At 67.5% G+C, this 18717-nt stretch carries 17 protein-coding genes and 1 pseudogene; 6 read left to right on the forward strand and 12 right to left on the reverse strand.

The genetic code is table 11. The features are described 5' to 3' along the window. Positions 1-529: 529 nt before the first annotated feature. Entirely contained in the window at positions 530-1054 is a 525-nt protein-coding gene (locus CEP50_RS02600) for an alcohol dehydrogenase catalytic domain-containing protein (RefSeq protein ID WP_106112321.1), read from the reverse strand. Positions 1055-1380: 326 nt separating this feature from the next. Here CEP50_RS02600 and CEP50_RS02605 point away from each other — a divergent pair, with 326 nt between their 5' ends. After that, a complete protein-coding gene (locus CEP50_RS02605; protein WP_106112322.1) occupies positions 1381-2154 on the forward strand; it encodes a HisA/HisF-related TIM barrel protein in 774 nt (257 codons plus the stop codon). A 499-nt stretch (positions 2155-2653) separates the two neighbouring features. Further along, positions 2654-3412: an AfsR/SARP family transcriptional regulator gene (locus CEP50_RS02610; protein ID WP_106112323.1), complete on the forward strand. Its 759-nt coding sequence runs from the start codon at positions 2654-2656 to the stop codon at positions 3410-3412. A gap of 41 nt (positions 3413-3453) precedes the next feature. Here the strand turns inward: CEP50_RS02610 and CEP50_RS02615 are convergent, their stop codons facing one another. The 5 genes from CEP50_RS02615 to CEP50_RS02635 form a co-directional block, all read right to left on the reverse strand. Further along, positions 3454-4332, reverse strand: a complete 879-nt coding sequence (locus CEP50_RS02615; protein WP_258174736.1) for an alpha/beta fold hydrolase — start codon at positions 4330-4332, stop codon at positions 3454-3456. Between the two features lie 307 nt (positions 4333-4639). Then, positions 4640-5422, reverse strand: a complete 783-nt coding sequence (locus CEP50_RS02620) for a sulfite exporter TauE/SafE family protein (protein WP_106112501.1) — start codon at positions 5420-5422, stop codon at positions 4640-4642. Between the two features lie 78 nt (positions 5423-5500). After that, positions 5501-6097, reverse strand: coding sequence for a rhodanese-like domain-containing protein (locus CEP50_RS02625; protein WP_106112325.1), 597 nt, complete (start codon positions 6095-6097; stop codon positions 5501-5503). Positions 6098-6135: 38 nt separating this feature from the next. Beyond that, positions 6136-7563, reverse strand: coding sequence for an MBL fold metallo-hydrolase (locus CEP50_RS02630; RefSeq protein WP_106112326.1), 1428 nt, complete (start codon positions 7561-7563; stop codon positions 6136-6138). A gap of 220 nt (positions 7564-7783) precedes the next feature. Then, entirely contained in the window at positions 7784-8053 is a 270-nt protein-coding gene (locus CEP50_RS02635; RefSeq protein WP_106112502.1) for a metal-sensitive transcriptional regulator, read from the reverse strand. 217 nt (positions 8054-8270) lie between these two features. On the opposite strand from CEP50_RS02635, the gene CEP50_RS02640 reads away from it, so the two are divergent. Next, a complete protein-coding gene (locus CEP50_RS02640; RefSeq protein ID WP_106112327.1) occupies positions 8271-10430 on the forward strand; it encodes a HelD family protein in 2160 nt (719 codons plus the stop codon). 164 nt (positions 10431-10594) lie between these two features. Beyond that, positions 10595-11452 carry a 4-hydroxy-tetrahydrodipicolinate synthase gene (gene dapA / locus CEP50_RS02645; RefSeq protein WP_106112503.1) on the forward strand — a complete coding sequence of 286 codons (858 nt, stop codon included), beginning with the start codon at positions 10595-10597 and terminating at the stop codon, positions 11450-11452. A gap of 121 nt (positions 11453-11573) precedes the next feature. On the opposite strand, the gene CEP50_RS02650 is transcribed toward dapA, so the two are convergent. From CEP50_RS02650 to CEP50_RS02665, 4 genes are all read right to left on the reverse strand, one after another. Next, entirely contained in the window at positions 11574-12188 is a 615-nt protein-coding gene (locus CEP50_RS02650; RefSeq protein ID WP_106112328.1) for a LysE/ArgO family amino acid transporter, read from the reverse strand. Next, positions 12185-12904 (reverse strand): B3/B4 domain-containing protein, encoded by a 720-nt coding sequence (locus tag CEP50_RS02655; protein WP_374957082.1) that lies wholly within the window; start codon positions 12902-12904, stop codon positions 12185-12187. The genes CEP50_RS02650 and CEP50_RS02655 overlap by 4 nt, the downstream gene beginning before the upstream one ends. Next, a complete protein-coding gene (locus CEP50_RS02660; RefSeq protein ID WP_146134728.1) occupies positions 12882-13886 on the reverse strand; it encodes a fatty acid desaturase family protein in 1005 nt (334 codons plus the stop codon). Before CEP50_RS02660 ends, CEP50_RS02655 begins: the two co-directional genes overlap by 23 nt. A 245-nt stretch (positions 13887-14131) precedes the next feature. Then, positions 14132-15655 carry an L-lactate permease gene (locus CEP50_RS02665; protein ID WP_106112331.1) on the reverse strand — a complete coding sequence of 508 codons (1524 nt, stop codon included), beginning with the start codon at positions 15653-15655 and terminating at the stop codon, positions 14132-14134. Positions 15656-15743: 88 nt separating this feature from the next. Here CEP50_RS02665 and CEP50_RS02670 point away from each other — a divergent pair, with 88 nt between their 5' ends. Both CEP50_RS02670 and CEP50_RS02675 read left to right on the forward strand, forming a co-directional pair. Further along, positions 15744-16289, forward strand: coding sequence for an XRE family transcriptional regulator (locus CEP50_RS02670; protein ID WP_181188178.1), 546 nt, complete (start codon positions 15744-15746; stop codon positions 16287-16289). 16 nt (positions 16290-16305) lie between these two features. Then, entirely contained in the window at positions 16306-16596 is a 291-nt protein-coding gene (locus CEP50_RS02675; RefSeq protein ID WP_106112333.1) for a helix-turn-helix transcriptional regulator, read from the forward strand. 54 nt (positions 16597-16650) lie between these two features. On the opposite strand, the gene CEP50_RS02680 is transcribed toward CEP50_RS02675, so the two are convergent. Together CEP50_RS02680 and CEP50_RS02685 are read right to left on the reverse strand one after the other, a co-directional pair. Further along, a complete protein-coding gene (locus CEP50_RS02680; RefSeq protein WP_106112334.1) occupies positions 16651-18024 on the reverse strand; it encodes a flavin monoamine oxidase family protein in 1374 nt (457 codons plus the stop codon). A gap of 117 nt (positions 18025-18141) precedes the next feature. Then, positions 18142-18714: pseudogene (locus CEP50_RS02685) on the reverse strand (MBL fold metallo-hydrolase); the annotation flags it as partial. Between the last annotated feature and the right edge of the window lie 3 nt (positions 18715-18717).

The raw sequence follows: 18717 nt of genomic DNA on the forward strand, positions 1-18717 counted from the left end.
GCTGGGGCACGGCGCGGGGACCGGACGCTCGGCAGACCGGCCGGAGACCGCCGGGGATTTCCCGCTCGGTTCCTGTCGTCACTGTCCGCGCGTCCGAACTGCACGGTCGACGCGTTCCGCCCAGGCGGACAGCCACGCTCCCACCCCGCGAAACGCCCGCAGAAACCTATCCACATTTCCGACGGAAAAGGAAAGTCGAGAATCGGGTTCGTAATCATTTCGTTCCCGACGAGAAGAAAAGAAAGTGTGGATCATCACTTTTTCGACGGAACGTCTACCATCGAAAAAAAGAGGACAACTTTTCCGTCACCGCTGTTGCACAAGAAGGTCAACAACCGCACGCCACGAGCGAACGTGTTCTCCGCAACAGGACCCACATCCTACACGAGTGACCGTGCGAACACGTAAAGCGCATTCGACACCGAGCACGAAATCAGTCCGATTCGGACGGACGAGGGAAAAGGCTGAGCAGAATTCGACCGGAAGGGGAAAACACCGACACAACGCGCTCACGTGCTCGCCGCACGTGTCATCCCGTCAGCACGAGGTCGTCGCCACTGCCCCGGCGCACCCTGCGCACGGCTTCCCGGACGTTCGAGAGGTCGAACTCCGTGACGACACCACGTCCGATCCGTCGGGATCTCCCCTCACCCTCCCAGGATGGCGAGGCGGAGAGCGGGTCGAGTCCGGTTCCGACGCGGCAGCCCACCGAGTCCGGCACCGAGCCCGTCAGCACGACCAGGTCCGCGACGTCGACGGCCACGTACTCCTGCCAGGTACCCGTCACCGGGGTCGCGACCCGCGTGCCGCACCGCAGCGCGACCTCCTCCCGCACGGCGTCGACGAACCCGCACCCCCCGAACCCCGGCACGGCGGGAAACATCTCGACCGGACGTCGGTGCGTTCCCGCGACGTAACGCAGGTCCTCCGGGCCGACAGGGCGGGCTCGCAGTCGGATCCGCACCTGCCGCGGACCGAGCACGGGCACGGGCACGTCGACGACCTCGAGCACGTCCTCCGCCGGGCCGTGTCGACGGAACACCACCACGCGCACGCCATCAACCTCCGAACCGTTGACCGGACCCCGCGCGGGATCCGCGTGGTGCGTTCCGTCGCGACCAACAATTCCTCGGAACCTAGCAGGCTCTGCTGACAGCGCGCTGACAATGTGCTGACCCGCGACGGCAGAAACCAGCACCGACTCCGACAGGAACCACGTGTCAGCGGATTGTCACCACGGTGTCATCGCGGGTTGATACCTCGTGAACGGAATCACTCCACGACCGGGAGTGACAACAACGAAGTGATCGGATCCGCCCGAGTGACCGTGTACGAGCACACCCCTCACGGACCGGTTCTTCCGTAGAGAAGGTGATTCTCATGAACGACATCGTCAAGCTGACCGACTTCCTGATTCCGTGCGTCGACATCGAGAACGGCAGGGCGACGACCCCGGCGCGGATCCCCGGACTCAACGACCCGTGGGACCCCACGGAAATCGTTCGCGCCTACGCCGACATCGGGATCCGACGGGTGTTCTTCGACGTCTCCGACGACTGGAGCAACGTCGACTCCATCATTCCGACGGTGCGGACACTGCGCGAGTGGAACGTCGAGGCGCTCGTGTCCATGGCCAACGGAAGGCTGCGGAGCCCGTCCGATGCGGCGCGACTGGTGGGAGAAGGAGCACGGGCGATCTCGGTCAGCACCGGGGTGGTCGAATCCGTCGACCTCGTCGTCGACACGGCCAAGGCCGTCGGGGAGAACCACATGATGGGCGTCATCAACTCACGGACCGAAATAACGGGCAAGAAGGCCTATATCCACGGCGGACGGGTGGCGACCGGACGTGAGGTTTCCGAGTTCGGACGCTATCTGGTGGAGCTGGGGATCCGAATGATCCTGGCCAACAGCGTCGACCGTGAAGGCACCGGTCTGGGATACGACCACGCCCTCACCCGACTGTTGGCCGAGAGGACGGGTGTTGCCGTCATCGCCTCCGGCGGCGCCGGGTCGGTGACCCACCTCTGCCGCGGCCTTTCGGAAGGCAACGCGACGTACGTGCTCGCCAACAGGATGCTGCACGACGGACACGTTCCTCTGGGCGAGATCCAGGGCCGTCTGCTCGCCCGTGAACAGCGCGAAACCGTATAATCGATACAGTAACTCGGCCCCGAGGACACCGGACGGTGTGTACGGCAGGCCACGATCCGCCGAACGAACCGGGATCGGCCGTGCCTCCCCCCGTACACGGGAGTCCGCCCACGGCCGTACGGTCTCGACACCGTCGTCGCCGAGCACCCGGGAACTCTCCAAGCGCGACAGTGGTGGCGAACCGAAAGCGAAGATATTCATGTTTGACGCTCCTTGACAAAAGGAGAATCACACCCACCAGTGGACGTGCTCATGATTTTTCACTCAGAAAACAAAGGATCACGTATTCTTGAGACAGGAGAATCCTCACGAGCCCTCGGGACGAGTTCGACGATCCTCCAATACTCACCGGCCGAACAGAAAGGAAGGCAATGCAGCAAAATTCTTGCTCCGAAGACATTTACACGTGGAAAGACATGCATTCTTACAGGCCAACTACCGACAGCTGGTTGTCGACGGTTCGTGGTCCCGACTTCATTAGTCCGAACGGGGGAGTACTGTGATCCACTTCCGCATTCTCGGTGGGGTGTACCTCTGTGACGCCTCGGGCGCGAGCTTCGAGGTGCCCGGGACGCTCCGCAGGACGCTGTTGGCGCTGCTGCTGGTGAACCGAGGCCAGACCGTACCGCACGAACAGCTGGCCAACGAACTGTGGCCGGAAAGAGTGCCGAGCTGTTATGTCAACGCGCTGGAAGCACACGTGGCACGGCTGCGGCGTGACCTGGAACGAGTGGGCACGAACCGCTCAGGGTACCAACTCATCGCCACCAACCGGACCGGCTACTCCATCCACCTGGACAAGGAGGAGCTCGATCTCGACGTGGCCAACTCACTGTTGACGAAGGCTCACCAGATCGGGCGTTCGAATCCAGAAGAGGCGATCGAACTGATGGACCGCGCCTTCGACCTCTGGCGGGGCCCCGCCCTGGCGGGAGTCAGCGAGCTGAGTCAACGGCTGCGTGCCCACGCCCTGCAGATCGAGGAACGCTACGTCCTCGACCTGGAAAAGTACGTCGACCTCCATCTCGAATGCGGGCACGACGAGTACGTCATCGTGAAACTGCGGGAACTGACCATCCGATACCCGCACCGCGAGCGATTCGTCGAGCAGCTCATCACGGCCCTCGGGCGACAGGGCCGCAAAGTCGAAGCCGCCGACCTGTTCCGCAGCGTCCGCACCTGCATGATCAAGGACTTCGGCATAGAGCCCTCGACAGACCTGAACCGAACACTGCAGGAGGCGCTGAACACCAGTTAAGGGGTAGACTTTCCCCGGCCCCGTCCCGAGCGGCGCGCGGATCAGCCCCGCCGCTCGGCCTCCACCTCCTCCACGTGCCGCCGGATGGTGGAAACCAGCGGCCCGAGCACCGGCTCGCCCAACGCGTGCCCCATCCCGGGGATCTCGACGCGCTTGGCCCCACCGAGGGCTCTGGCCAGGTACTCGGCGTGCGGCGGCGGAGCGACCGGGTCCTCGGGGGCCTCGATCACCAGGGTGGGGGTGGTGACTCCGATCAGCTCGTCACCGCGATCCAGCCCACCGGTATCCGCCGAGGCATGGGCCCAGCTCTCGCGGTGGGTACCGGAGTGAGCCATGATCCGCCGTTCGAGCTCGCGGAACCAGTCCGGGTCGAACTCCAGCACGTCGCCGTTGAGCAGCCGCCAGTGCTCCACCCGCCAGGCGAGTTCCTCCTCCGGAGACCGCTGCTCGAAGATCCGCTCCCACATGGCCAGCAGTCGGGGATCCACACCGGGAAGTCCGTCCCCCTCCTCCGAGCCTCCGGCGAGCTGGGCTCCCAGCGCGGCGCTGCCGAAGAGCGTGGCGCTGCGGAGTCGATGCGGGTGGTCGAGCAGCAACAACTGCACCAGCACCCCGCCCATGGACATCCCGACCACGTGCGCCCGCTCGATGTCCAGCGCGTCCAGCACCGCCACCGCGTCGGTGGCCAGATCCCGGATCGCGTAGGGGTGCTCGTCGAACACCCGGCTGGAACGCCCGGTGTCGCGGTGGTCGTAACGGACGACCCGGTACCGCTCGGCGAGCTCGTCCACGAAGCGTTCGGGCCAGCCCAACCCGCTCGTGTTCGCCCCCATGACCAGCAACACCGGAACGGCGTGTTCGTCGCCCCGGGACTGCACCCACAGCCGACAGTTCTCGTCGACCCGCACCGTCGTCTCCACGGGAAAGAGTGTGCGCACCCCGAAAGAGCCCCGGCAACTCCTTTTCACCCGGCCGGAACAACCCGAACACGTGTCCCCACTGTCTTTGCACGCCGGTCAGCGGCAAGCGAGCAGCTTCCGAAGGAAGCCAACCACACGCGGTACGCAGGTACATCACTCGGATTCGGACACTCCTGCCAGCACCTGCTCCAGGTGTCGACCCAACCCCGTGTAAGTCGACTTGCCACACCTGCGACATACATCACGACGACACACGGTCGCTCTTCTCCCCGCTTTTCCCCGGAACTCGAAAGCCATCGTGGCGACGTCACCCCAGTGCTGCGGGTTCGAGGAGGGCGGTCACGGACACGAAGGCCGCGACGCCGAGAACGACGAACGAGAACCAGCGGCGCACGGTGGCCGGGTCCAGCCTCGTGGCCCACCGCGCCGCCACAACCGAGACCACCAGTGCCGCGCCGGCGAACAGCAGCAGCACCCGGTAATCGATGCTGCCGGCCGAGCCAGCGTGCGCGGCGAACCCCGCCACCGAATTGATCAGGACGACCACCAGCGAAGTCGCGACCGCCTGTTGGGCTTCCAAACCCAGTAGCAGGGTCAGAGCGGGGACGATGACGAAGCCGCCACCGACTCCGAACAGCCCGGTGAGCACACCGACGGAGGCACCGGCGAGTACGGACTTGGGCAGACAGGTGCGCCAGTTGATCCCTCCCTGCTGGGTACGGCAAGCACCGCTGTGGTTTTCTCCGCCACGCAACATGCGCACCGCGACGACGAGCATGAGCGCGGCGAAGGCCAGCAGCAACCAGCGCTGAGGAACGAGCTTGCCCAGCACGGCACCACCGAAGGCGGCCGGGATCCCGGCCGCGCCGAAGACCAGCGCGACCGCCCACCGCACCACAGCGCGCCGATCACGCGGCAGTAGAGCACCCAGTGAGGAGAGCGCGACCACGGCCAACGAGGTGGGGATCGCCGTCTGCAAGGGCTGACCGACACCGTAGACCAGCGCCGGAACGGCGAGGATCGAACCACCAGCACCCAGCAGTCCCAGCGCCAACCCGATCACGACGCCGAACACCGCTGCCAACAACAACGAAACCACCTATCCCGGTGACGGTCTCATCGACCGCCGCCGTCGACGCCGTGCACGTGCGCTCGCGAGGCCAGATCCTCAGCCCCGAGCTCCAGCGTCCGTTCCGCCGGTGAGGCCCCCCAGCAGGGCTCGACCTTCGGCGCCGGAGGTGCGGTTGTGGGGCAGCAGACCGAGCACGTGCGACATGGCGCAGGTGTTGCTCACAGCGGCGAAGACCAGGCCCGCGCCGACGAATCCCGCGATCCACTTCAGCGGTTCGTAGGCGAGGCTGGCCACCACACCGGTGAGTACGAACAGGCCGGCGACCAGCCGCACCTGCCGCTCCATGTCCCAGGTGCCGCGCCCCTGGTCGAGTTCACCTCCCTGCTGCTCCCAACCTGTGATACCGCCCCGCAGCACGCTGATCCGGTCCAGCCCGACGTTCTCCAGCAGGGTGCGGGCCTGCTCGGCACGGCCACCCGAGGAGCACACGAGCACCACCGGATCGCCGTGCTGAACGGTGAGCTCCTCGCGGTACTCCCGAAGCAGATCCAGGGGGACGTTGTAGGACCCCGGGATGTGCGAGGACGCGAACTCCCCGGGGGCGCGCACGTCGATCAGCCGAATCCGCGGTTCGATCCCGCGCAATTCACGGAGCTGGGCGATGTCGACGTTCTTGGGCAATGTCCGTGGCATTCTTGCGATACCTCCGTGGTCGTTTACGGGTTGTGGGGTCAGCTCGCTTCGGTCAGCGGAACACCGGCCTCGGCGGCGTTGCCGAACAGGTCGTCGACGAGCACGACCGCGCGCCCGGCCGATTCCAGCAAGGAAGCCGCCGCTGCCGCGCGATAGCCACTGCCGCAGTGCACCCACACCGCCCCGGACGGGATCTCGTCAATACGCCGGGGAAGTTCGTAGAGCGGAATGTGCACCGCCCCGGTGACGTGGGAGGCGGCGAACTCGTTGTTGGTACGCACGTCCAGCACGACCTCCGGGCCGGGCCGCCCGTCGAGGTCGTCGGCCAGGGCCGTGGCCAGCTCGGCGAAGGTCGCGGTCGGGGTGTCGCGCACCTGCTCGACGTCGGCGGCCAGCTCCTCCGGACTTCCCACGGCCGCAGCGGCGAACGTGTCGATGCCGATCCTGCTCAGCTCACGCTGGGCCTCACCGACCTGCTCCCGGGACTCACCCAACAGCGTGAGGGGAGCTCCCCAGTCGATCATCCATCCCAGCCAGGTCACCATCGGTCCGTCGAGTCCGAGACTGACCGTGCCGGCCAGGTGGGAGAGCACATAGGCCCTGCGGGAGCGCAGGTCGACCACCCACTCCCCGTGCTCCAGACGCCTCCGCAGCTCCTCGGGGTCGGCCCTGGCCGGTTCGCGCAGGTCGATCGGCTCCGGGCCGGCGGTGTTGCGCACGCCCATGTGCGCGTAGTACGCCGGGTAGACGTCCAGCCCCGCCAGGGTCTGCTCGACGAAGTCACGCTCGGCCAGGGTCAACGCCGGATTGATCCGCTTCTGCTCCCCGACCGTGGCCGAGTCGCCCGAGACCGGGGCCGCCGAACAGAAACTGCCGAAACCGTGGGTGGGCCAGACCCGTGCCCCGTCGGGCAGGAGCTCCACCAGTTTCCGTACGGAGGCGTGCTGGTGGCTGGCCAGCTGTCGGCTGTGCTGTTCGCCCAGCAGGTCGGTGCGGCCGGTCGTGCCGAACAGCAACGACCCCCCGGTGAACACACCCACCGGCCCGGACTCCCCCTCCAGGACGTAGGACAGGTGGTGGAAGGTGTGTCCCGGGGTGGCCACCGCGCGTACCCGCATCAACGGCGAGAGCTCCACCACCTCCCCGTCGGAGAGCGGGCGGTGCTCGAACGGCACCTCGTCGGCGGCGGCCAGGCCGTACTCGGCACCGGTCAACCGAGCCAGCTCCAGTCCACCGGAGACGTAGTCGTTGTGCACGTGCGTGTCCAGCACCAGGACGATGCGCACGCCCAGCCTCCCGGCGGCCGCGATCATCCGGTCCACGTCCCGCTGCGGGTCGACCACCACGGCCACCCCGCCGTCGGTGGCCAGGTAGCTGCGGTCGCCCAACGAGGAGGTCTCGATCACCTCGACCGCGAGGTCACCACTCGGCCGCTGCTCCTGCTCCGTCGCATTCCCTGTCGTCATGGTCGTTCACCTCTGTTTCAGATTCGCCGCCGAGGCCGTTCCACGTCAGCGTTTCCCCTGTCGAACCCGCTCACACCTCGGAGACCTACGGCGCTTCCAAGGAACTTCCGCCCTCCCGGCAACCGCATCCGGAGGCCACCGCCTTCGCAGACAACTCCTTTATACCCCAGGGGGTATATGCCAGTCACACATCACCCTCCGGCAAGAACCGGCCCGAGAGTCACGCGAGCGCGAGGAACAGCCGCTCCAACTCCTGCTCGGTCATCGGCGGTTCCTCACCGTCCTCGCGGGCCTGCTGGCAGTACCTCATCCCGCTGGCTACGATCTTGAATCCGGCACGGTCCAAAGCACGGGAAACAGCAGCCAGCTGGGTCAACACCTCGGCACAGTCGCGCCCTTCCTCCACAGCCTCGATCACGCCGCTCAACTGCCCCTGAGCCCGCCGCAACCGCGACAGCGCGTCGCCCACCAGCTCCGGCCTCATCTCCATGATCACCATCTCCCTTCTGCCAGATAGAACCAGAATACCCCCTTGGGTATTTCCGGAAAACGGTACGGCACACCGAACCTGTACGACGAATCACCCACGAGCACGTCGAGGGCGAAGACTCCCGGCCGTCAGCCGTGGGCCACGCACCGGTCACCAGCGGCTCCGACCGACTGCTCTACCCTGACGTAACGGTAGATTTCTCCCCACGGAGCGAACAGTGACGCAGACGAGGACCACGGAGGAAGAGCACGAGCACCGGCATCTGGCCGAGACGATGCGACTGCTGAACGCGGAACTGGAGCGCCTCACCGACTCCGTCGAGAAGTCCGCCAGCTTCATCGAAGCCCAGAAGAAACACCTGTGGGAGCACTGGCGGGACATGGACAGCTCCGAGAAGGCCAAGTTCCGCGTCGACGTGGACATGTCCGTGGCCCAGGGCGAGCACACGGTGCGGAGGCGGCAACGCGTCGAACGACTGTTACAGAACCCCTACTTCGGCCGGGTCGACTTCCACCCGAGAGGTGAGGCGGGATCCGGCGCGCACTACATCGGCGTGCACAACTTCTCGGACCCCGAGACCCAGGAGATCCTGATCCACGACTGGCGGGCACCGGTGTCCAGCCTCTTCTACGACTTCGAGTCGGGGCAGGCGCACCACGAGTCCCCCGAGGGCACCGTCCACGGCGAGATCACGGGCAAACGCCAGTACAGGATCCGCGACGGGCGCCTAGAGTACATGCTCGAAAGCTCGTTGAACATCGGCGACGACGTCTTGCAGCGGGAGCTGAGCCAGTCCGCCGACGACCGGATGAAGAACATCGTGGCGACCATCCAGCGGGAACAGAACGCCGTGATCCGCAACGAGACGGCGCGGGTGCTGATCCTGCAGGGTGTGGCCGGTTCCGGCAAGACCTCGATCGCCCTGCACCGGATCGCGTTCCTGCTCTACCGCTTCAAGGACACCCTCTCCTCCGACAACGTCATGATCCTCTCCCCCAACCGGGTGTTCGGCGACTACATCGCCGACGTGCTCCCCGAACTGGGTGAGGAACAGGTCTCCGAGATCGACGTCGACAGGATCGCCCGCTCGTTCCTGGCCAAGGTCACCGACTACGAAACGTTCAGCGAGCAGGTGGTCACGCTGATCGACCACGTCGACGAGGCCGCTGCCGAACGCATGCGCTACAAGGCCACCCCCGAGTTCGTCACCCGCCTCGACGAGTGGATCGCCTCACGCGCGGACGAGGAGTTCACCCCTCAGGAGATCAAGCAGAAGTACAACCGCCTCTCGGCCGAATGGGTCGCGGACACCTTCGCCGAGGCGCGGAACCTGCCCCTCTTCGACCGCCTCGACCACCTGGCCAACCGCGCCGTCTACCTGCTCAAGCAGCGGGTGCGCGACAGAGGGGGCAAGTGGACCTCCGGCGACGCCTCCTCCGTCCGCAGGCAGGTTCGCGCCATGTTCCCCCACAAGGACGCCTTCGCGCTGTACAAGGCGTTCTACCGGGATCCGGAACGGCGGAGGATGTTCAAGCCCCTCGGCCGGAAGAAGATCGAGTACGCCGACGTCTTCCCCCTGATCTACACCATGATCAGAACGGCCCGGCAGGAGAGGTACGGCCACATCCGTCATCTCCTGGTCGACGAGATGCAGGACTACATCCCCGTGCAGTACGCGGTGCTGCGCGAGCTGTTCTCCTGCACCATGACGATCCTGGGCGACTCCAACCAGTCGGTCAATCCGTTCAGCTCCTCCTCGCTGTCGACCATCCACAGCATCTTCCCGGAGGCCGACTGCCTGGAACTGTGCAAGAGCTACCGCTCCACGACCGAGATCACCGAGTTCGCCCAGAACATCTCCCGCAACGACAGGCTCGTCCCGATCGAACGCCACGGACCTCCCCCTCGGGTTCTCGCCTGTGCGGACGAGAAGCACGAGCTGACACGCGTCCTGGACGTCATCGCACGACACGCCGACAGCGAGTACCGTTCCCTCGGCATCGTCTGCAAGACCCTTCCCCAGGCGGAAAAGCTCCACCGCGCCCTCGCGGAGGCCGGTGTGGAGCTGACCCTGCTCGACTACGACAGCACGGCGTTCGCGAGCGGTATCGTCATCACCTCGGCGCACATCGCCAAGGGGCTGGAGTTCGACACCGTGATCGTCCCGCACGTCGACGAGACGAACTACTCCGGCGAGATGGACAGGTGCATGCTCTACATCGCCTGCACCCGGGCCATGCACGAACTCCACCTCACCCACCAGGGGAAACTCTCGCGCTTCCTGGAGTTCGCCGCGGACTCCGGCAGCGACACCCCGGCGGACACCACCGGAACACCGGACGGCCACGAGCACACCACCCGGACACCGGTGGGGTGAGCCCGCGACGGGGCGGTCCTCCCCCCGGTCGCCGGAACACCGGAGCCTCCCGGATCCTCGTGCCGGGGCCTTGCGGAATCGCCGGAAGGTCACGCTTGCCTCCGGGAGCCTGCTGGCCCAGGCTTGTGCCCGAACACGCCGCCGGAGCGCCGAAGGGAAGCACCATGTCGGACACCGCCCTCGGAGCGATCCTGACCGCGATGGTCACCCCCTTCGGAGCTGACGCCTCCGTCGACGAGTCGGCGTTCACGGCACTGCACCACCACGTGGTCGAGCAGGGGTCGGACGGCGTCGTCGTGTGCGCGACCACGGGCGAGTCCCCGACCCTGAGCAACGAGGAACACCTGCGGCTGATCGAGCTGGCCTGTGCCGAACGCCCACCGGGGTCCACGGTGATCGCCTCCACGGGCTCGAACAACACCAGGCAGGCCTGCGCCATGACCGAACGCGCCACCGAACTCGGCGCCGACGCGGTGCTGTCGGTGAACCCCTACTACAACCGGCCAAACCGCAGAGGGCTGATCCGGCACTACTCCGAGATCTCCCGAGCCACCGACAGGCCGGTGGTGCTGTACAACGTGCCGAAGCGCACCGGCTACGACCTGACCAACGAGATGCTGGCCGAACTGGCCCAGATCGAACGGGTCGACTACGTCAAACAGGCCAACAACGCGAACCTCGCCCCGGTGGACGGTCTCGGCGTGTACGCCGGCAACGACGACGTCTTCGCGGCCACGCTCGACATGGGCGGATGCGGCGGCATCCTGGTCGCCAGTCACCTTGTCGGCCCGTGGATGCGGCGCATGGTGGAGGAACCGGCCCGCCGCGGTGAGCTGGACGAGGAGCTGCGTCCCCTCTACGCCGCGCTCGCGGCCACCACCAACCCGATCCCGGTGAAGGCGGCGCTGAACCTGCTGGGCCACCCGGTCGGGCGCCCCCGGCTGCCTTTGGTGGAGGCCGACGCCGAGGAAACGGCGCAGGTGCGTACCGCGCTGACCGGGCTGGGACTGCTCGACGGGTAGCACCACCGCGGGTGGCGTGGCCGCGCCGTCCCACGGCCTCCACGGGACCCCCTCGGCACGCTCCCCGAACGGTGGAGAACACGACAGGCGCGGGTCCGCTTCGGACGGGGCTCGCGTCTCCCTACCGCACGGCGGTGAGGAACTCCGAGAACAGGAAGACCGCGAAGGCCAGCAGGATCATCCCGGACACGCGTTCCACCCACACCCGCCGCCCGGGGGTCAGCGCGTGACGCACCGCCGCGCCCGCCACGGCGAGCACGCAGAACCACACCCACGAGGCACTCACCGTGCCCAGGGCGAACAGGGGGCGCTCCGCGGCTGCCTGGGCCGCGATCGCCGCGCCCAACACCCCCACGGTGTCCAGGATGGCGTGCGGGTTCAGCAGCGAGACCGTCGCGGTCTTCGTGGCCACGGCCCCCACCGAGCTCACCGGCGAACCCACGTCCTGGAGTTCCGACTCCCGCGCCCGGAACGACTGGACGGCCAGGAACACCAGGAAGACCGACCCGCCGACCAGCAGGACCGGTCGCAGTCCCGGGATCGTTTCGAGCAGGGTGGAGGCCCCGAACGCGCCGGCGAGTATCAGGATCGTGTCGCAGACACCCGCCGCCACCACCGCGACGAACACCCGAGGGACGCCCACGGCGATGGCCTGGTTGATCACGAAGACGTTCTGGGCGCCGATGGGCAAGATCAGTGCCAGACCGAGCGCGAATCCGCTCAACAGGACAGTCATGTGTCGCGTTCGATAACCAGGTCGCGTTCGTGTGCGTTCAGGACGTGCTCGCCCACGGTCGAACAGTGCGGTTCGAGGAGTTCGCACAGCTCCTCGACGGCCTCCCGCAGTGCGGAGGACGGCACGGAGGAGTCGGCCCGTTCCAGCATGAACACTGCGGACTCCGTGCTCTCGTCCACCCGGGTGGGGTGGGCGTCGCGGTGGTTCCAGTGGCGCGTCAGGACTCTTTCCGAGTCGGCGTAGACGACCTCTCCCGGGGAAGGTTCCTCGACCTCCTCGGGGGAGCCGAGGGGGACGAACTTGTCCCCCGCCACGGCCTTGCGGAGCGTGACGCACGGGCCGAGCGGTTCCAGGTCGAAGGCACCCGCGGGAACGCCGTGCCGGACCGAGACGGCGTTGTAGGCGTCGACGGCCGGATTGATGCGTGGCAGCCGGCCCTTCTTGGCGATTCGGCGGCAGAGGGCGTCGACGCTGGGGCGTTGACGGCGCGGGTTGGTCCCGAAGGCCCGGTACGCCCGTTGCCACGAGGCGAGTCTGGGGTCCTGCTCGCTCAGTGGTTGCAGGATTCCCTCCCGCGCCCGCGTCTCCAACTCAGCGAGGCGGGTTTCGACCTCCGGCCACGCGCCCGTGTTGCGCAGGCCGCTGACGACGACCACCCTGATTTCGAGATCGGGGTGGTCGGACACCACGTCGTCAGATAGTTGAATTTTTTTCACGTGTTTCGTGTCCTCCCGCACCGGATGATCTTACCGGATTCTGTCGTACGCCCGTCCTGTACCGCAACGTGCTTCCGTATCCGGTGGGGTCGTTGCGCACGAGAAACCTGTGCAGACGAGCGATCCGGTGATGAGGAACTCCCGGCCACATGTGATGCAGGGTGTGGTAGCCGTCATTGTGCGGATGAAGCACCCATCGCTGGAGAAATCCGATATTGCTGATGGTCGCGTCGAACACCGTCTCGGCGTCCGAATAAACGTGTTCACTCGACTCGGCGATCATGCGCAGGAACGGCAGGAGGACGAGAAAACCGAGCGCCCAAATCAGACCCGACAGCGAGGCCGCGCCGAGCCCTCCCAACAGGGCGGAGGGAAGCACGATCAGCAGCAGGGCCCAGCAGAACGGGGCCACGACCACGTAAGGCCCCGAGGCCACCTCCCGCACCCAACCGAGCTGGTAACGGCCGAAACGCGTGACGAGCCCCCGCAGGTAGGCCGTCCTGCTCGACCGCTCGACGCCCTCCAGGTCCAACTCGACGTAGCGGGCCAGGTCGGGGTCGGCCGAGGTGCCGAACTTCCCGTGGTGCCTCAGATGCCCCAGACGGTACTCACCGATACCGGCCCCGACCGGAACGGCGGCGGCGAGGACGAGCGCGTCGTTGAGCCGACGGTCGTGCCTGCTCCAGTTGAAGTGCGACCCCTCGTGGACGAGGTTCTCCAGAGCCCGGCAGAACCGGGCCACGACCAGCGCCCCGGCCACGACGAGAAAGGGAATCCCCCAGAGGGGAACGCGCGAACCGAGAATTCCGCACCCGATCGTGCTCGCCACGAGGACCGCGATGTCGAGTCCCGCCGTCGACGCGCTGATCCACGGGGAGGTTCGGTGGGCCTGCCTGATCGCCGCACGAGCTGATTCGGGCGGCGTGTAGCCCCTCTTGTACCGGGTATCCGCGGCCATACTCTTCTGCTCGACGGTATGCACCCGAATTCTCCTCAACAGCACCTATTGACTTGTGGACGGAGCACGAACGGTACGTAGCGGCGACAAGCCGGAACAACCTCCGAACGAGGGACACGATCGCGCCGCTCACCGCTCCTCGGAACGCTCGACAACGCCGCACGATCCCGTTTCCGCACACGTTTCGCGCTCCGGGATCCTCCACTCGGACGACAGGCGGAGGACGGACGTCGGAGAGCGTGTCGTTCCCACTCCGGTGCGGCGGGTTCCTACCACGGGAGCAAAACGGTCAGCAGGCCGAGGAAAGCCAGGACCACGAGGTCGACCAGGAGCACGGTCCGCAGCACACTCCCCTGGTCCACCGGACACGAGTTCCGGGAGGTCTGCGCGGACACGGCGGTGCCGTCGCCCTCGTCCCCGGGACGGGAAGGAGCGCGGTGACGCACGGGGGTTCTCGTCGGGGGACCGGTGTCCCGCGCGAGGCCCACGGCCAGGGCCACGCGCGGCGCCGAGGCCATGGTGGCCAGAGAGGCGGAGACGTTCTGCACAGCCACGAGCGCGGCGGGCTGGAGGCCGAGCGAGTGTGCCGCCGCGGCCTGGCTGGTCGCGAACATGGCGTTCGCTCCCGCGTTGGACCCGGTGAGGATCCCCCCGAGAGCCCCGACGAAGGGAGCGAGCACGAGGTATCCCCCACCAAGCCCTGTGGCCGCCTCGGCGAGCGCGGCACTCATGCCGGTGGCCGTGAGCAACGCGCCGAGCAGCAGGAACACGACCGTGGTCACACCGACCGGCACCCAGCGCGTCATCCCGCCGCGCACCGCCATACGCATCTCGCCGCGCGAGAGGTCCAGCAGCGGTGGGCAGAGTGCACAGGTCACCAACAGCCACACGGCCGGGCTCGACACCAGCGCGTACCACGCGGTCCCGGCGACACCGGGCACCAGCACCAGGGCGTGAACTCCCAGCAAACCGGCGACCAGACACGCGTAGGGACGCAGCGCCCACACCAGTTCCGGAGTCACCGACAGTCTCCGGCTGTCCCGAACCCGCGCCACCACGAGAAGCGCACCGACGGTGGCGAGACCGCCGAGCACACCCGCCAAGGGCACGCCGAGGGTGGCGTTGACCGCCCACACACTCACCCCGAGCACTGCCACGCCGGTCAGCAGCTCCGGAACGGCACGACGGGCCCGACTCGCCCCCACGGCCAGCACCAGTCCACAACCACCGGCCAGCAGGAACACGGGCGGGGACAGCAGCGCGGAGAGCACACCCAGTTCTCGCAGTGGTACCCCGGTGAACCGGGAAGCGACCAGGGTTCCCGGCCCAAGGGCACCCCAGGGAACCGTGACCAGCCCGAGCAACCCGACCACGGACGCCCGCGCGGGGGACAGCCCCACCCGCCGCAGCAGGGGAACCGCGACCACCACACCGACCCCGAACCCCATCACCGACTCCGCGAAGGGGGTCACACCGAGCAGTACCAGCACCACGGCGCGGGAGGGGTGCCGGCACGCCGAGATCAGCCACTCGGCCAGACGCTCGTTCACCCCGGCGAGGCCGGTCAGTTCGTTCAGCAGCACTCCCCCGAACAGGATGAGCGCCACCTCGGCACCGGTCGGAAGGACCTCCCGCAGCGCGGGTACCCACTCCCGCGCCGGGGTGGGAAACGCCGCGGCCGCCACGACCGCCGCGCTCGTCAGCGCGAGCACCGCCGCGAGCACCGGACGCACCCGAGCCAGCAACAGCCCCAGCGCGACAGCAGGCGGCACGGCCGCCAGCGCCGTCAGCATGCCCACCTCCGGGTATTTCTCTTTTACGAGAAACTACTCTACTTTGTGAGAAGCACATGCTGTCAATCCGGAAGTGGGAGGTCGTACGGTGGACAACGTCTTCGGGCAGGCGGTACGTGACACGCGCCGGGCGCGCGGACTCACACTGGACGAACTCGCCGCGCGCAGCGGCGTGTCCCGCGCCGCCCTGTCCAAGATCGAACGTGGTGACGGCAGCCCCCGGCTGCATCACGCCCTGCGGATCGCCGAAGCGCTCGAACGTCCGCTCACCGAGCTGGCCTCGCCGCAGCCCGAGACCGTCACCGTCGTCCGCGACGGCACCGCCCCCCGGATGGTCGATCCGGACAGCGGCGCGCTGCGCGAGGCACTGTTGGAACTCGGGCACGGCTCCGAACTCGTCCGCTACACCCTCGGACCACGGGCCGCACTCGCGCCGTTCCCCGCCCACGAACCCGGAACCCGGGAGGCGTTCCTCGTGCTCACCGGCACGCTGAGCGTCACCAACGGCCACACCACGGTCGAACTCGCCGGTGAGGACACCGCACTGCTGCCCGCCGACCGCCCCCACACGGTGCGCAACCCCGGCGACGAGACCACGCGGTTCCTGCTGACCATCCTCCGCCCACCCCACTAGACGGGACGCCCCGGCAGTGAGAAGGGCGCTTTCCGGCGGAGGGGGGTTCAGCTCGGCGTGCCAAGTTTCAGGGCCCGGCACCCCCGGAGGAAACGCCGTCCACCGGAGCCTGCGCCGCCTCGAAGGACTCAACCTCGTCACGCACACCAAGCACGCCGCGCCGGGAACCGGCGTGAAGCGCAAGGTGTACGAGCTCACCCGGTCCGGCAAGCGCGTACTCGCGGCGTACCTCGAAACCACCTTGTCCTACCTGCACGATCCGGAGTTCCTCGCCGCGGTCCACGCAGGACGAAGCCCCGACTGCTGAGAACCCACGAGGGTCGGTCGTCCTGACGTGGACGTGTGCGGCAGGTCTTCGGCGTCAGCGCCCCAGGCTCGCGAGAACCGCTTTCGCCGCGTTCTCGCCCGAGCTCGCCGCGTCGGCCAGCGAAGGCATGTCGAGCTGGTAGTCACCGGCCAGGTGGATCGGTCCGACCGGATTCCGCAGCGTCGGCAGGGATTCGCGCCCACCGGGCCCCCAGAACGGCACAACACGGTGGTGGCGCCGCACGACCCTCTCCCCGAGTTTGCCCTCGAGCTGAGGGTAGACCGAGAGCAGATCCCTGCTGAACCGGGCGATGATCTCCTCGTCGGAGAGCTCGAACAAGCCGTCGGCGGCGGCTCCCCCGGCGAAGCACGCCAACGCGCCCCCCGGCTTGCGCGCTCCGCCCCCGCGCAGAGCGGCGGCGTGGTTGAACATCGCCTGGAACGAGAGCTGCGGAGTGGAGACACCGAAGTAGTCGTCCCAGGGCTGTGGCCCCTCCTCCTCGGTGAAGAAGCCGACGATCACGTAGCGGCCGTAGCTGATGTCCCCGAAGGCCTCACGGTGGGACCGCGGCAGATCCGGAAGGATCCGCACCGCGACGTCGCCGGGAACCGCGACAACGGCCCGTTTCGCACGCACCCGCGCCGGCCCGTCCGCATCGACGTGGTGCACCACGACCCCGTCTCCGCTCCGCTCCACGGACCGCACGGTCGAGTTGAGCCGGAGGCGTTCACCGAGATCGGCGGCGAGGATGTCGGTCAACGTCTGGTTGCCCCCGGTCGGCAGGGCGAAGTTCGGCACCTTGGCCGGGTCCGTCAGGGCGATCCCGACCGAGGTCACGAGCTGTTTGGCGGCCGTCTCCTCGGGTTCGCACCCCATCCACTGTCCCGACCACGACCGGAGGACGTCGCGAGCCAGTCGGGAGCGGACCCCCCGCAGGAGGTCCGACGCGGGACGCCTGTCGAGCCTGGCACGCACCCTTCTCGCGATGCCGCTGTTCGACTCCAGGAAGGGAACCGCCGAGAGGATGCGGGCCCCGACCATCGCCAGGCCCACCCGATCCATGAAACCCATCCGGCTGCGGAACATGAGCGCGAGCGGACTGGAGGTGTCGACCAGCTTCCCGTTGAGGTTCAGCCCCACGCTCTTGCCGGCCAGCGAGCCCATCTCGATGCCGTGCCGGTGGAGCGCGTCGATCAGCGGCCCGGTTCCCTCGGCGAACTGGGTTCCGACGTTGATCCAGTAGTCGCCCTTCCGTACCGTCTCGACGCGCCCGCCGGGCCGATCCGCCGCCTCCAGCACCACGACGTCGGACTCACGGGCAAGGGTCGTCGCCGCCATCAGTCCCGCCATGCCGGCACCGATGACGACGACCTCGTGGTCCTCCTCGTTCTCGTGGTCCTCCTCGTTCACCTGGTGTGCTGTAGCCATGTCGCACCCGACTCCCGCTCTGGTAGGTCCATATAACTCGATTTCGATTCGTTATCGAGTTTATCACGCATGCTTCCCCGCTTCACTGGAGCGTGAGGAGTCGAGCGCCGCGGGTAGCTACCTCGCGCCGAACACGCCCGGCTCGACCTCCACGACCAGGCCGTTACTGATCAGACGGTCCAGATGCCGCGTTGCCGTTCTCCGCTCGACCGGAGCCACGTGCGCACCCTCGACGTGGGGACGGTAGACCAACCGGTGCTCGACGATCTCCTCGACGGTGCGCGGCACGGCGAGCAGCTCCAGAAGCGTCTCGTCCCTTCTGGCCACCACCCCGGCGTAGGCGTCCAGCCGTCTGCGGAACTCCTCGGCCCCCTCGATCACGCCCTTCTGGTGCGACGTGCCGTACCAGCGGGCGTCGATCTCCCGACACCGCTCGATGGACGCCTCGAAGTCGGTGAGGCTGCTGCCGACATCGCCGTAGTACGGACCGAACGAGGTCAGGTCGATGTCCCCGACGAACAGGAATCCGTCCGGCTCGATCAGGAAACCGCTGTGTCCCGCCGTGTGACCGGGCAGGTGCACCACGGTCACGGTGCGTCCGCCGAGGTCGAACACGGCACCGTCGGTGAAGGCGGTCGCGTCCGGACACCCGTGGACGTGGAAACGGTCCCGCAGGGTCCGGTCCGCCTCGGC

This window comes from Actinopolyspora mortivallis (assembly GCF_003001495.1).
Taxonomy (GTDB): Bacteria; Actinomycetota; Actinomycetes; order Mycobacteriales; family Pseudonocardiaceae; genus Actinopolyspora; species Actinopolyspora mortivallis_A.

Bases quoted from the DNA above. Each gene is read 5' to 3' on its own strand.
- CEP50_RS02605 (WP_106112322.1), top strand. From the start codon at position 1,381: ATGAACGACATCGTCAAGCTGACCGACTTCCTGATTCCGTGCGTCGAC.
- CEP50_RS02625 (WP_106112325.1), bottom strand. From the start codon at position 6,097: ATGCCACGGACATTGCCCAAGAACGTCGACATCGCCCAGCTCCGTGAA.
- CEP50_RS02630 (WP_106112326.1), bottom strand. From the start codon at position 7,563: ATGACGACAGGGAATGCGACGGAGCAGGAGCAGCGGCCGAGTGGTGAC.
- CEP50_RS02635 (WP_106112502.1), bottom strand. From the start codon at position 8,053: ATGGAGATGAGGCCGGAGCTGGTGGGCGACGCGCTGTCGCGGTTGCGG.
- dapA (WP_106112503.1), top strand. From the start codon at position 10,595: ATGTCGGACACCGCCCTCGGAGCGATCCTGACCGCGATGGTCACCCCC.
- CEP50_RS02650 (WP_106112328.1), bottom strand. From the start codon at position 12,188: ATGACTGTCCTGTTGAGCGGATTCGCGCTCGGTCTGGCACTGATCTTG.
- CEP50_RS02665 (WP_106112331.1), bottom strand. From the start codon at position 15,655: ATGCTGACGGCGCTGGCGGCCGTGCCGCCTGCTGTCGCGCTGGGGCTG.
- CEP50_RS02680 (WP_106112334.1), bottom strand. From the start codon at position 18,024: ATGGCTACAGCACACCAGGTGAACGAGGAGGACCACGAGAACGAGGAG.